The sequence below is a fragment of the Pseudomonas sp. ZL2 genome (assembly GCF_054788455.1).
On record NZ_JBGOGX010000015.1, the window covers coordinates 72,120 to 84,966 of the forward strand.

Genomic DNA, 12,847 nt, shown 5'->3' on the forward strand with positions numbered 1-12,847 from the left:
CTGTGGGAGCGGCGGTGCGGCGCCCCGACTTGACCCGCGATTGGCCTCACCGCTTGGCGATGATATACACCGCATGGACGATGCCCGGGATATACCCCAGCAACGTCAGCAGGATGTTCAGCCAGAAGGCGCCGCCGAAGCCAACCTGCAGGAACACGCCAAGCGGCGGCAGGAGAATGGCGATGATGATGCGGATAAAGTCCATTGGGCAGCTCCCTTCAAAGATGTACTAGAACTGACTCTAGCGCGTCACCGGGGTTCCACTTGTAAGCAGCAGACAAAAAAACGCCCCAAGCCAAAAACAACAGGCCCGGGGCGATGCGCAGGAACGCGAGACGGTTCGGAAAATTCGTTAGTGCGGTGTAGTGATCAGGCCGTGGCCTCGCGCCGCAGGTTCTGCTGCGCGGCGTGCACACGGGCAAAGGCCCGGGCCAGGCGCAGGAGCATCTCGTCGATGTTGCCCTTGCTCACCGTCAGCGCTGGCGAAAAGCGCAGCACGTCGGCCTGCGGAGCGTTGAGCAGCAAGCCTTCGTGCAAGGCGGCCTGGACCAGCTCGGTGGCGATGTCTTCGCTCAGCTGCAACGCCCAGAGCAGCCCCTGGCCGCGCACCTCGGCCTGACCATAGCGACCCGCCAGACGGCTCAGACCGTCGCGCATGTGCCGCCCTGAATCCTGCACATGTTCGAAGAACCCCGGCTCCAGCACGGTCTGCAGCACCGCCAGGCCCGCCGCACTCATCAGCGCATTGCCATGGTGGCTGCCCTCCAGCTCGCCAGCCTCGGCGCAGCAGGCACTGCCACGGGCCAGCAGGGCCGCCAGTGGTACGCCGCCCCCCAGGCCCTTGCCAAGGGTAAGGATGTCAGCGCGCACGCCATACAACTGTTCGGCGAGCATCGCGCCGCAGCGACCGACGCCAGTCTGCACTTCATCGAGGATCAGCAGGATGCCCAGCTCGCGGCACAGTCGCTCGACACCCTGGAGATACGCCTGGGTCGCCGGAATCACCCCGGCTTCGCCCTGGATCGGTTCGAGCATGATTGCCACGGTGCGCGAATCGACAGCCGCGTGCAGCGCTTCAAGGTCGTTGAACGGCACCTTGCTGAAGCCCGGCAAACCCGGCTCGCAACGGTTGCACGGCGATGGGTCGGAGGCGGACAGCGCGCCCAGGCTGCGGCCATGGCAGCTCTGGCTGGCGGTGATGATGTGATAGGCGCCGTTGCGGTGCAACTGACCCCATTTGCGCGCCAGCTTGATTGCCCCTTCGCAAGCTTCGGCGCCGCTGTTGAGCAGGTAGGCCTGATCGCTGCCGGTGCTTTCGCACAGGCGATTGACCAGGTTCAACAGGCCACGGTTATGAAAACCCGCCCCCGGATTGATCAACGCCTGCGCCTGGCTGCCCAGGGCTTTGACCAGCACACTGGGGCTGTGGCCGAGGCTGTTGACTGCACAGCCCTGGGTGAAATCCAGATATGCGTGACCTTCGCTGTCCCACAACCATGAGCCTTGGCCGCGGACGAAAACCTGGGGCGCGCGCTCTACCGCCGGCATCAGGTATTCACGCGACAATGCGTCTGCAGGCTGAGTAACGGCAGGTGCGATCTTGCGCTCGGCCACAGCCACAGCCGGGCGGCGCAGGTTGAACAGGTTCATGCGCGCAGCCCCTCGAGCGGCAGGCCAAGCAGACGCGCGGTCCAGTCTTCGACCTGACCGGTGCGCATGCGCTTGATCGCGATATCGCGCCAGCGTGACGAGAGGGCCGGACAATCCACCAGCTTTTTCAAACCTGCATGCTCCAGAGGTTCACGGTAAAAAGTGCGCAGCGCCCAGGCCACGGTCAGGCCCGGATAGCTACGTTGAATCAGTTCGAAAGGTTCATCGGCGCTGACAAAACCCGGCTTGAGCACCCGGTAGAACCAGCCACAGCGGCCACTGTCCTGCGCCTGTTGCGGCAGGTTCGGCACGCCCCAGCGATGACTCAGGCGATAGCATGGCGAGCGCGGCTGACTGATCTGCAACAGCGCCCCACCCCAGCGGAACATGTCCCCCAGGCACACCTGATGTTCATCCAGGCCGTGGGTCGAGAGGTTCTCGCCGAAACCCGGGGCGCGCCAATCGAGCTGTGGATAACGTTGCCGCCACCAGGCGTAGTGCTCGGCCGGGTAATGGTGCAAGGCCCGTTCAGGGCCGGTGTGAAAGCGTGGGTCGCCGTGTTCGTCGCTCCCCAGCCCCTGTGGCCATAACCACAACCGTCTTGCAACCTCCTGCTTATCGATATCAGTCAATAAGCCATGCCCGAGGTTTTTTGCCTTGCCTATGTAAACGCCATCCACATACACGGTATTCATCGCGCCTTCTGGCCCTGTAAACCTTGTGAATACGGGATAGACTAGGCTTCTTGCAGGCTAACGGCCATTTGGTTTTTCGAGCATTTTTGATAAGTAATTCTTATGGATTTTCGCCAACTGCGTTATTTCGTCGCGGTGTATGAAGAAGGCCACGTCGGCCGGGCTGCCGAGCGCCTGTCACTGTCGCAACCGGCGCTTTCGCAGCAGATCCGCCAGCTTGAGCAAAACCTCGATGTGAGCCTGTTCGAGCGCGGCAACAAGCGCCTGCTGCCGACCCTGGCCGCGCACACCCTGTACAACCATGCCCTGCCCCTGCTCGACGGCCTGCAGCGGGCTCGCGAGGCGCTGCGCAACTTCAAGGGCCAGGCGTTGCGTACCCTGGCCATTGGCGTACTGCAGACCGTGCGCCCAAGCCTGGTACCGCAGCTGCTCGACCGAGTGCGCAAGGCGCAGCCGCATCTGGTGGTACAGATCTACGAACTGTCGGGCCTGGAGATCGAACGGCGTCTGCTCAACGGCAGCCTGGATATCGGCATCAGCTACCTGCCACCGCGCCAACCGGGCCTGCATGGGCTGCTGCTGTACGAAGATGAACTGCAGTTGGTCATCCCCAACACCCACCCCTTGCGTGAATTCAAGAAAGTCTCGCTCAAGCAGGCTGCCGAGTTACCCATGCTGCTGCTCGGCGAAGAGTTCCAGGTACGGCAGATCTGGCAGTCGCAACTGGCCAACCTCGGCCGGCGGCCGCAGGTACAGGCAGAAATGAACAACATGGGCGGGATTCTCGACAGCCTGGCGCATACCTCGCTGGCGACCGTATTGCCGGGGCGCGCCAAGGAAGTGGTCGAAGATGACCAGGAACTGCTGTGGAAGCCATTGAGCGAACCACGGGTGCCGCTGAAAATTGGCCTGGTGTTCCGCGATGCACAACGCCAGCAAGCGTCGGTGGAGCTGCTGCGCAACCTGCTGGAAGAAGAAGCCGATCCGCGGCAGATCGGGGTGTCGCCGCTGGATGTGCTGGGCTGAGGTTAAATCGCAGGCAAAAGAAAACCCCGCCGAAGCGGGGCTTTGCAGACTGTTTCCCTGACATCCTTTTCGCCCCGCCATCCTGGCAGGAATCCTTCGTGTCCGTGTTCTGTACTTTGCGCTTCCTGCGCTACGTCCATGTGAGAAGATTAACTGTGGATCCAATCTTCCGATAGAGGCGAAAAGTCACCACGTCATGTAAGAGAATGCTTACAAACAACTAACACCCTTAAAACTGTGCCGCATCGAGCAGGTACAGCGATTCGCTACCGGCTTTTACCGAGGCGCTGAGCGAGTGGATACGCGGCAGAAGACGGGCGAAATAGAAGCGCGCAGTGCCCAGCTTGCTGGCATAGAAATCGTCTTCACCTTGCTTGGCCAAGGCCGTACGGGCCATCAACGCCCACATGTAGGCATAAGCGGTATAGCCGAACACCTGCAGGTATTCCACCGAGGCTGCGCCAATTTCGTTCGGGTTGTTCTTGGCCCGATCCAGGACCCAGGCAGTCAGGTCGTCAAGATTGTCCAGAGCCGCGTTGAGCGGTTTGACGAACTCGGCCAGGTTGCTGTCGGCACTGGCGGTGAAATGACGGATTTCGTCGGCAAACAGCTTGTACAGCGCCCCTCCGCTACCAACCACCTTGCGGCCCATCAGGTCGAGAGCCTGGATGCCATTGGTGCCTTCGTAGATCTGGGTAATGCGCACGTCGCGCACCAGTTGCTCCTGGCCCCACTCACGGATGTAGCCGTGGCCGCCGAATACCTGCTGGCCGTGTACGGCCGATTCCAGGCCCAGGTCCGTCAGGAACGCCTTGGCCACCGGAGTCAGCAACGCCACCAGTTCTTCGGCGCGTTTGCGCGTGTCGGCGTCTTCGCTGAACTTGGCGGTATCGAGCTGCATCGCCACGTAGGTGGAAAATGCACGACCGCCTTCGTTGAGGGCCTTCATGGTCAACAGCATGCGTCGCACATCAGGGTGGACGATGATCGGGTCAGCGACCTTGTCCTTTGCTTGCGGGCCGGTTGGCGCGCGGCTTTGCAGGCGGTCGCGCGCGTATTCAATGGCGTTCTGGTAAGAGCGCTCGGCCGAGGCCAGGCCCTGAATACCCACGCCCAGACGCTCGTAGTTCATCATGGTGAACATCGCCGCCAGGCCCTTGTTCGGCTCGCCGACCAGGTACCCGACCGCCTCATCGAAGTTCATCACGCAGGTGGCCGAGGCCTGGATGCCCATCTTGTGTTCGATCGAGCCACAGGTGGCCGGGTTGCGTGCGCCCAGGCTGCCATCGGCATTGACCATGAACTTCGGCACCAGGAACAGGGAAATACCCTTCGGCCCGGCAGGCGCATCCGGCAGCTTGGCCAGCACCAGGTGGATGATGTTTTCGGTGAGGTCGTGTTCGCCACCGGTGATGAAAATCTTGGTACCACTGACCTTGTAGCTGCCATCGGCCTGAGGGTCGGCCTTGGTGCGGATAATCCCCAGGTCAGTACCGGCGTGCGGCTCGGTCAGGCACATGGAGCCGGCCCAGACACCGGCATACATGTTCGGCAGGTATTTTTCCTTGAGCTCGTCGCTGGCGTGGGCGTTGATCGACAAGCAAGCACCAGCAGTCAGCATCGGGTACAGGCCGAAGGACAGGCTGGAGGAATTGACCATTTCCTCGACCTGGGCCGAGATCACCTTGGGCATGCCCATGCCGCCGTAGGCTGGGTCGCCACCGACACCAACCCAGCCGCCTTCGGCGTAGGTCTTGTAGGCGTCGATAAAACCGGCCGGAGTGCTCACGGCGCCGTTATCCCAGTGGCAACCTTCTTCATCGCCGCTGCGGCTCAGCGGCGCGATGCTCTTGCTGGTGACCTTGCCGGCTTCTTCCAGCACCGCCAGGGCGGTGTCTTCGTCCACCGCTTCGGCAAGGCCGGGCAACTGCGCCCAGAGCTTGGCGACTTCGAAGACTTCATTGAGGACGAAGCGCATATCGCGCAGGGGCGCTTTATAGTCAGCCATGGCTACCTCTCACACTAGAGTCGGGGACGGCCTACAGGGCCGCATCACTGTTATGAAACCAGTGTAACCGAACAACTTTTGTGACACATAGGGTCATCTGGCGACTATACAGTCTATTTCGGTCACGCCATACGCACCGCACCACGTTTTGCCTGAACCCCATGGGCCATGACACAGTTGCGCCCAGCGCCCTTGGCGCTGTAGAGGGCCTGGTCGGCGGATTTGAGCACTTCATCGGGTGAACGATGATCGGCCAGGCGCTCACTGGCACCAATACTGATAGTCACCGACACACTGGAAGCCGCCGACGCCCCACGCCGTTGTCGACCCTGCTGGTCGTCCTGGGGGCGGTTGTCCTGGTTGCGCAACTGGATGTTGTAGTTGGCGATCACCTCGCGCACTGCCTCAAGGTGCGGCATACACTCTTCGATAGTTTTGCCGGCAAATACCACGGCGAATTCCTCACCCCCATAGCGATAGGCCCGACCGCCGCCGGTGACCTTGGACAGTTTGCTCGCCACCAGGCGCAGTACCTGGTCACCCACATCGTGGCCATGGGTGTCGTTGAATTTCTTGAAGTGGTCGACGTCAGTCATCGCCAGCACATAGTTGCGCCCCAGGCGCTGCATGCGCTCGTTGAGCGCGCGGCGGCCGGGCAAACCGGTCAGCTCATCACGAAAAGCCATTTGATAGGCCTCGTGGGACACCGCCGCGGCAATCATCAGCATCACCTGGCTGCACATGATGTTCAGGGTGAACGGCAGGATGAAGGTCTTGGGCAGCATCCAGAAGATACCGATCAGGCCGATCACCTGCGCCGCGTGCAAGGGACGCGGTTCACGCAGGTACTGCACCACCAGCAGGATGAAGGCGCAGAGGAACACCGGATAGGCCAGCTGGATCAGGCTCATCCACTGGCCATGCAACGAAGGCCAGCGAATCTCCGCCAGCCAGCTCAACAGCGCTTGGGGAAAACTCTGCTCCAGGCCCAGGGCGACGCTGCCCACAGCCAACAATACGGCGAAACGCGCGACCATGTCCTGGAACAGATGGGTGCGCTCTTGCCAGGCGCCATACAGGGCGAACATCAGCGGCAACAGCAGGCAGACCAGGTGGAACACCACCGCTGCATCTTCTCGCACGCGGCCGTTGTCGCGGTAGAAGTCGGTCTGGGTGTCGAGCAGGAAGTAGGCGATGTACACCGTGAGCATCAGAAACAGTTCACGTTGGCGGCGGTACACGGCGCAGTAGGCGCCGCCGAGCAACAAAACCAAGGTGGGCAGGACATTGAACAGCGACGTGAAAAACACACTGAGGTCTCTCACGTAAGCGGCCGCGAGCCCTGACACCAGCAAACAGACCGATGGCAGGAAGTGGCTCAGGCGTACAGCGGATAAACGAAACAAGGGTAATCTCCGACCCGGCAGATCAATAATGGCATTGTGCCTTAATGTATCGGCAGCGCACATGAATAGATAAATGCACTTGATCGGGATGGCTGGATGGGGTGGGCAAGCCCGCTCCCACAGGAAGCAAAAGCAAAAAAAAACGCCTGCCGGTGAGGGCAGGCGTTTTTTCTTACAGCCTTTGACTTAGTAGGAGAGACCGAAGTCCTCTTCTTTCATGTCCATCAGGTTGTTGGCGCCCGACAGCATGGTTGCTACGTGGGTGCGGGTACGCGGCAGGATGCGCTGGAAGTAGAAGCGCGCGGTCTGCAGCTTGGCGGTGTAGAAGGCTTCTTCAGTGGTGCCGGCAGCCAGTTTTTCGGCAGCCAGGCGCGCCATGTCAGCCCAGAAGTAGGCCAGGCAGGCATAACCGGAGTACATCAGGTAGTCCACCGAAGCGGCACCGACTTCTTCACGGTCTTTCATCGCAGCCATACCGACCTTCATGGTCAGCTCGCCCCACTCTTTGTTCAGCTGGGCCAGCGGCGCGACGAACTCGCTGATTGCTTCGTTGCCTTCGTTACCCTGGCAGAACTTGTGCACGATCTTGGTGAAGCCCTTGAGCGCTTCGCCCTGGGTCATCAAGACTTTACGGCCGAGCAGGTCCAGCGCCTGGATGCCGGTGGTGCCTTCGTACAGCATCGAGATACGGCTGTCGCGAACGTTCTGCTCCATGCCCCACTCGGCGATGAAGCCGTGGCCGCCATAGATCTGCACGCCGTGGTTGGCCGCTTCGAAGCCGACTTCGGTCATGAATGCCTTGGCGATCGGAGTCATGAAGGCCAGCAGTGCGTCGGCTTTCTTCTTCTCTTCTTCGTCCTGGCTGTACTTGACGATGTCCACCTGCTTGGCGGTGAAGTAGACCATCGCGCGGTTGCCTTCGGCGAACGCCTTCATGGTCAGCAGCATGCGACGTACGTCCGGGTGGACGATGATCGGGTCAGCGGCTTTGTCCGGCGCTTTCGGGCCAGTCAGCGAGCGCATTTGCAGGCGGTCGCGAGCATATTTCAGGCCGCCCTGGAACGCCACTTCAGCGTGGGCCAGGCCTTGCAGCGCGGTACCCAGGCGAGCGGTGTTCATGAAGGTGAACATGCAGTTCAGGCCTTTGTTGGCCGGGCCGATCAGGTAGCCGGTAGCGGCGTCGAAGTTCATCACGCAGGTGGCGTTGCCGTGGATGCCCATCTTGTGTTCGAGGGAGCCACAGGACACGGCGTTGCGCTCACCGACGGTGCCTTCGGCGGTCGGCAGGAACTTCGGCACGATGAACAGCGAGATGCCTTTGGTGCCAGCCGGTGCATCGGGCAGGCGGGCCAGAACGATGTGGACGATGTTGTCGGCCATGTCGTGCTCACCGGCCGAGATGAAGATCTTGGTGCCGGTGACTTTGTACGAACCATCAGCCTGAGGCTCGGCCTTGGTGCGCAGCATACCCAGGTCGGTACCGCAGTGTGGCTCGGTCAGGCACATGGTGCCGGTCCACTCGCCGGAAACCAGCTTGGTCAGGTAGGTCTCCTGCTGCTCGGCGGTGCCGTGCTCGGAGATGGTGTTCATCGCGCCGTGGGACAGGCCAGGGTACATGCCCCAGGACCAGTTCGACTCGCCGACCATTTCGCTGACCGCCAGGCCCAGCGACTCAGGCAGGCCCTGACCGCCGTGCTCGACGTCATGGGCCAGGCTCGGCCAGCCACCTTCGACGAACTGCTTGTAGGCTTCCTTGAAGCCGGTCGGGGTTTTAACGCCCGATTCGCTCCAGGTGCAGCCTTCCAGGTCGCCGACACGGTTCAGCGGGGCCAGTACCTGTTCACAAAACTTGGCGCCTTCCTCGAGGATGGCGTCAACCATGTCCGGGGTGGCGTCCTGGCAAGCCGGCAGGCTCTGATAATGCGCTTCGTAGCCGAGCAGCTCGTCACGAACGAAGCGAATATCACGCAAGGGGGCTTTGTAATCAGGCATAGCGATGAACCTCTGCTGATGAATCCTGGATAGGGAGACCGCGATATACCGACCAGCTCTAGGCGGCTTTCGGTCAAACAGTTGTTTGAAACATACGTTTACGCCGAAAACTTGTCAAGCATCAAGCAGAGGGCAGTTCGGCCATGCCAGACTGCGCGATTGCCTTGGCAAAATGCCCGGCAAACGCGCAGCCGAACGCCGGCCAACAAGGCCAAAGCGCTGATACATAAAGACTAGTTGAAGGCTCGCGAAGGGCGAGCCGAAGGGGGTCAGGCGTAGGTGTCGATCAGGGTGCCGAGCATTTCGTCCGATGCTTTGGCCACTTTGACACCGAGTTCGACCTGATGCTTGCCCAGCGCCATCTCGACACTGCTGGTGGCCAGGTCCATCTGCTGGCTGCGGTCGACCGCGCGCAGGCGCTCGGCCTGATAGTCACTGGACTGGCTGGTGGCGGCACGCTCGACGGTGGTGTTGGCGATCTGGCTGGCGGCCTGATCGACGCGGTTTTGCCCAGCGTTAATGGCACCGAGCCCTGCGTAGTATGCTGAACTGCCCGAGATTTCCATGTCGAAACTCCATGACACTAAAAGCGAACGGCCTCTATTGAAGCAGACTTGCTGGCAAAAGACCCGTTGAAAACACTAATGGCACTTTGCCTTATGATAGACCAGTCTCAGTCCAGCAGGTCCAGTTGCAGGTACGCAGCCACGGTTTCGGCGCTGACCTGCTTGAGCTTGGGCACCCGCCCCAGGCACGGCGCCGGTAAACGCTCGGCGAGGCTGGCGAGGTTTTCTTCCAGCCGCGAGGTGCGTGGATCGACGATGTTGGCGACCCATCCGGCCAGTTGCAGGCCATCGCGAGCGATGGCTTCGGCCGTGAGCAAGGCGTGGTTGATACACCCCAGGCGCACACCGACCACTAGAATTACCGGCAGCTTCAGGGCAACGGCCAGGTCTGACAGGTTGGCTTCACCAGATAGCGGCACGCGCCAGCCTCCAGCCCCTTCGATCAGAGTGAAATCCGCCTCTTTGGCCAACACCTCGCGCATCGGCGTCAACAAGGCCTGAACACTCAGGGCGACACCGGCTTCCCGCGCAGCCAGGTGCGGAGCAATGGCCGGTTCGAAAGCGAACGGATTGACCTGTTCGTAGGGCAACTTGAGCGAACTTTCGGCGATCAGCGCCATGGCATCGGCATTGCGCAGGCCCTTGCTGCTGACCTCACAGCCCGAGGCCACGGGCTTGGCACCCAAGGTGCTGAACCCGGCCAGGTGCGCGGCATGCAGAAGGCCGGCGGCAATGGTGGTCTTGCCGACATCGGTGTCGGTCCCTGCAATGAAATAGGCCCGGCTCATCTCACTCCCCTTCTACCGGCGGCTTTTGCAGTACACCGTAGACCACCTGATAGGTAGCCGGTAGTCCCTGAGGCTGACGGAAGCGTTCGTAGGCCTGCAACAGGCCCTGCATTCGTGCCCGTCCGGTAAGCCCGGCGGGGCGCCCCGGATTAAGGTTGTGGGCGCCGAGGGCCTTGAGTTCGTGGGTCAGGCTGCGCACGTCCGGGTAGTGCAATACATGGGGCCGAGCCTGCAGGCCGAGCACCTTCAGCTCGCTTTCGCCGCACAGGCGTTGATAGTCCTCAAGGCGCCGGAAGCGGTTGACATGCACCAGGCCGTCGACCGCCTGCCAGCTTTCGCGCAGCTCATGCAGGGTGCCGACGCAGAGACTGGCGAAGGCCAGCACGCCGCCCGGCTGCAGAACGCGTCGGGCCTCGCTGAGCACGGCGCGAAAATCGCCGCACCATTGCACCGCCAGGCTGGTGAAGATCAGCTCGACACTGGCGTCCCGCAGCGGCAAACGCTCGGCATCGCCAGCCACATGGTGGTGCGCCCCGCCCTGCTCCCGGGCGTGCAGGAGCATGCCTTCGGCAATATCCAAGGCAACACCGGCAGCCTGGGGAAAACGGCGGTTCAGAGTGCGACTGAAGTAGCCGGTACCGCTGCCCAGGTCCAGCCAGCGTTGCGGCTCGAATGCACCGGGCAACTGCTCAAGCAGTGCATTGCCCACCGCGCGCTGCAGTTCGGCGACGCTGTCGTAGCTGGCGGCAGCGCGGGAGAACGACGCTGCGACCTGACGTTTATCGGGCAAGGCGCCGGGCAGGCCCGGCAGGGAAAGATCAGTCATCGTCACTCTCATGTACAAAGGCCTTGATTGCCGCCGCCAACTCATGAGGTGTTTCCATCACAAAACCATGAGCACTGTCTTCCAGCAGCCCGACTTCCACGTCGGGCAGTATTTCCAGCAACTCGCCGGCGACCTCCGCCGGTACCAGCCCATCCCGCCCGGCAAACAGGTGCAATTGCGGACCGCCATAACGCTGCAGGGCTGCACGCGTATCGAGCTGGCCAAGGACTTCGAGCCCCGCCACCAACTGCTCCGGAGCGGGAGCAGGCATCCCGGCGCTGAGCAGGCGGGCCAGGCTGCGCGGCTCTTCGGCGCCCTGGCTGCACAGCGAAACGAAGCGCTTGAGGGTGACCTGGGTGTGATAGCGGCAACCTTCGAGGAAGGTCTGGAAGGTATCCAGCGCCATGCCGTGCGGCCAGTCCGGGCGGCTGACAAAACTGAGGTTGCTGCCCAGGGTGATCAACCCATGGCAGTCATCGCCGCGCCGTGCAGCCAGTTCGGCGGCGAGCATGCCACCCAGCGACCAGCCGCCCAGCCAGGCATTGCGCGGCAACTGCCGATCGAGCTTGTCGAGCCAGTCCTCGGGGTTGCTGGACACCAGGCTGGGCAAGGCCTGGATTTCGACCCGCAAGCCAGGGTCGATGGCCCGCAGGGTCGCCACCAGCGGTTGCAAGGCGGAACTGCCCAGGCCCCAGCCTGGCAACAGGATCAAATGATTACGCATCTGCAGGCTCCAGCAGCGGATAACAGTCAGCCAGTGCATTCAACAATAGCTGCACCTGCGCCGGGCTGTGCGCCGCACTCAGGGTCACGCGCAGGCGCGCGCTGCCGGTGGGTACCGTTGGCGGGCGGATCGCGGTCACCAGCAGGCCGCGCTCGCGGAGCATCTGCGACAGGCGCAAGGCCCGCGCGCTGTCGCCGATCAGGATCGGCTGGATCGGCGTGAAGCTGTCCATCAGTTGCAGGCCGATCTGCTCGGCGCCGCTGCGAAACTGCTGAATCAACGCCGCCAGGTGCTCACGGCGCCAGTGTTCGCTGCGCAGCAACTCCAGGCTGCGCAGGGTGGCGCAGGCCAGGGCCGGTGGCTGGCTGGTGGTATAGATGTAGGGCCGGGCGAACTGGATCAGGCATTCGATCAGCTCTTCGCTGCCAGCGACAAAAGCACCTGCGGTGCCACAGGCTTTGCCCAGGGTGCCAATCAGGACCGGCACCTGTTCGAGGCTCAGGCCGAAATGCTCGACGATGCCGCCGCCGTTGCGTCCCAGGGTGCCGAGGCCATGGGCATCGTCGACCATCAGCCAGGCGTCGCGGGCATTGGCCACCGCAGCCAGGGCTGGCAAATCGGCCAGGTCGCCGTCCATGCTGAACACGCCGTCAGTCACCACCAGGGTATTGCCGACGGCCTTGTCCAGGCGGCTGGCCAGGCTCACGGCATCGTTGTGCAGGTAGCGGTTGAAACGTGCACCGCTGAGCAGGCCGGCATCCAGCAACGAGGCATGGTTGAGACGGTCCTGCAGCACCGTGTCGCCCTGCCCGACCAGTGCGGTCAACGCACCGAGGTTGGCCATGTAGCCAGTAGAAAAAAGCAGCGCCCGCGGCCGCCCGGTCAGCTCGGCCAGGGCTTCTTCTACCGCGTGATGGGGGCTGCTGTGGCCTATCACCAGGTGCGAGGCACCGCCGCCGACCCCCCAGCGCTCGGCACCGGCGCGCCAGGCGGCGATCACTTCCGGGTGATTGGCCAGGCCCAGGTAATCGTTGCTGCAAAACGCCAGCAACGGCTGGCCGTCGACCACCACTTCAGGGCCCTGCGGGCTTTGCAGCAGCGGCCGCTGACGGTACAAGTCAGCTGCGCGGCGTTGCTCCAGCCGCGCGCGAAGATCAAAAGCCATG

At 62.3% G+C, this 12,847-nt stretch carries 12 protein-coding genes; 1 reads left to right on the forward strand and 11 read right to left on the reverse strand.

Annotation, left to right across the window (positions count from 1 at the left end; translation table 11 throughout):
- Positions 1 to 46: 46 nt before the first annotated feature.
- The 3 genes from ABM562_RS13170 to ABM562_RS13180 all read right to left on the reverse strand — a co-directional run bounded on the left by ABM562_RS13170 (position 47) and on the right by ABM562_RS13180 (position 2,345).
- Positions 47 to 205, reverse strand: a complete 159-nt coding sequence (locus tag ABM562_RS13170; RefSeq protein WP_003177654.1) for a YqaE/Pmp3 family membrane protein — start codon at positions 203 to 205, stop codon at positions 47 to 49.
- A 164-nt stretch (positions 206 to 369) separates the two neighbouring features.
- Positions 370 to 1,650, reverse strand: a complete 1,281-nt coding sequence (locus ABM562_RS13175; protein ID WP_134061259.1) for an aspartate aminotransferase family protein — start codon at positions 1,648 to 1,650, stop codon at positions 370 to 372.
- A complete protein-coding gene (locus ABM562_RS13180; RefSeq protein WP_115084988.1) occupies positions 1,647 to 2,345 on the reverse strand; it encodes an MOSC domain-containing protein in 699 nt (232 codons plus the stop codon). The genes ABM562_RS13175 and ABM562_RS13180 overlap by 4 nt, the downstream gene beginning before the upstream one ends.
- 102 nt (positions 2,346 to 2,447) lie before the next feature.
- On the opposite strand from ABM562_RS13180, the gene ABM562_RS13185 reads away from it, so the two are divergent.
- A complete protein-coding gene (locus ABM562_RS13185) occupies positions 2,448 to 3,371 on the forward strand; it encodes a LysR family transcriptional regulator (RefSeq protein ID WP_115084987.1) in 924 nt (307 codons plus the stop codon).
- Between the two features lie 229 nt (positions 3,372 to 3,600).
- Here the strand turns inward: ABM562_RS13185 and ABM562_RS13190 are convergent, their stop codons facing one another.
- The 8 genes from ABM562_RS13190 to bioF all read right to left on the reverse strand — a co-directional run bounded on the left by ABM562_RS13190 (position 3,601) and on the right by bioF (position 12,846).
- The gene (locus ABM562_RS13190) at positions 3,601 to 5,379 is read right to left on the reverse strand and encodes an acyl-CoA dehydrogenase C-terminal domain-containing protein (protein WP_115084986.1); all 1,779 of its coding nucleotides are present in this window, start codon (positions 5,377 to 5,379) and stop codon (positions 3,601 to 3,603) included.
- A 122-nt stretch (positions 5,380 to 5,501) separates the two neighbouring features.
- The gene (locus ABM562_RS13195; RefSeq protein WP_115084985.1) at positions 5,502 to 6,785 is read right to left on the reverse strand and encodes a GGDEF domain-containing protein; all 1,284 of its coding nucleotides are present in this window, start codon (positions 6,783 to 6,785) and stop codon (positions 5,502 to 5,504) included.
- A 186-nt stretch (positions 6,786 to 6,971) separates the two neighbouring features.
- The gene (locus tag ABM562_RS13200; RefSeq protein ID WP_115084984.1) at positions 6,972 to 8,777 is read right to left on the reverse strand and encodes a phenylacyl-CoA dehydrogenase; all 1,806 of its coding nucleotides are present in this window, start codon (positions 8,775 to 8,777) and stop codon (positions 6,972 to 6,974) included.
- A gap of 269 nt (positions 8,778 to 9,046) precedes the next feature.
- Positions 9,047 to 9,343, reverse strand: coding sequence for a pyrroloquinoline quinone biosynthesis protein PqqE (locus tag ABM562_RS13205; RefSeq protein ID WP_115084983.1), 297 nt, complete (start codon positions 9,341 to 9,343; stop codon positions 9,047 to 9,049).
- Positions 9,344 to 9,450: 107 nt separating this feature from the next.
- Complete coding sequence (bioD, locus tag ABM562_RS13210) at positions 9,451 to 10,131, reverse strand: dethiobiotin synthase (protein WP_115084982.1); 681 nt, start codon at positions 10,129 to 10,131, stop codon at positions 9,451 to 9,453.
- 1 nt (position 10,132) lies between these two features.
- Positions 10,133 to 10,957, reverse strand: a complete 825-nt coding sequence (bioC, locus tag ABM562_RS13215; protein ID WP_460422272.1) for a malonyl-ACP O-methyltransferase BioC — start codon at positions 10,955 to 10,957, stop codon at positions 10,133 to 10,135.
- On the reverse strand, positions 10,950 to 11,681 hold the full coding sequence (locus tag ABM562_RS13220) for an alpha/beta fold hydrolase (RefSeq protein ID WP_115084980.1): 732 nt from the start codon (positions 11,679 to 11,681) through the stop codon (positions 10,950 to 10,952). Before ABM562_RS13220 ends, bioC begins: the two co-directional genes overlap by 8 nt.
- Positions 11,674 to 12,846, reverse strand: a complete 1,173-nt coding sequence (bioF, locus tag ABM562_RS13225) for an 8-amino-7-oxononanoate synthase (protein ID WP_115084979.1) — start codon at positions 12,844 to 12,846, stop codon at positions 11,674 to 11,676. Before bioF ends, ABM562_RS13220 begins: the two co-directional genes overlap by 8 nt.
- Position 12,847: the final 1 nt, after the last annotated feature.

Excerpts from the sequence above, each read along its gene's own strand:
- ABM562_RS13180 (WP_115084988.1), bottom strand. The coding sequence starts at position 2,345 with ATGAATACCGTGTATGTGGATGGCGTTTACATAGGCAAGGCAAAAAAC.
- ABM562_RS13190 (WP_115084986.1), bottom strand. The coding sequence starts at position 5,379 with ATGGCTGACTATAAAGCGCCCCTGCGCGATATGCGCTTCGTCCTCAAT.
- ABM562_RS13170 (WP_003177654.1), bottom strand. The coding sequence starts at position 205 with ATGGACTTTATCCGCATCATCATCGCCATTCTCCTGCCGCCGCTTGGC.
- ABM562_RS13175 (WP_134061259.1), bottom strand. The coding sequence starts at position 1,650 with ATGAACCTGTTCAACCTGCGCCGCCCGGCTGTGGCTGTGGCCGAGCGC.
- ABM562_RS13205 (WP_115084983.1), bottom strand. The coding sequence starts at position 9,343 with ATGGAAATCTCGGGCAGTTCAGCATACTACGCAGGGCTCGGTGCCATT.
- bioD (WP_115084982.1), bottom strand. The coding sequence starts at position 10,131 with ATGAGCCGGGCCTATTTCATTGCAGGGACCGACACCGATGTCGGCAAG.
- bioC (WP_460422272.1), bottom strand. The coding sequence starts at position 10,957 with ATGACTGATCTTTCCCTGCCGGGCCTGCCCGGCGCCTTGCCCGATAAA.
- bioF (WP_115084979.1), bottom strand. The coding sequence starts at position 12,846 with ATGGCTTTTGATCTTCGCGCGCGGCTGGAGCAACGCCGCGCAGCTGAC.
- ABM562_RS13200 (WP_115084984.1), bottom strand. The coding sequence starts at position 8,777 with ATGCCTGATTACAAAGCCCCCTTGCGTGATATTCGCTTCGTTCGTGAC.
- ABM562_RS13185 (WP_115084987.1), top strand. The coding sequence starts at position 2,448 with ATGGATTTTCGCCAACTGCGTTATTTCGTCGCGGTGTATGAAGAAGGC.
- ABM562_RS13220 (WP_115084980.1), bottom strand. The coding sequence starts at position 11,681 with ATGCGTAATCATTTGATCCTGTTGCCAGGCTGGGGCCTGGGCAGTTCC.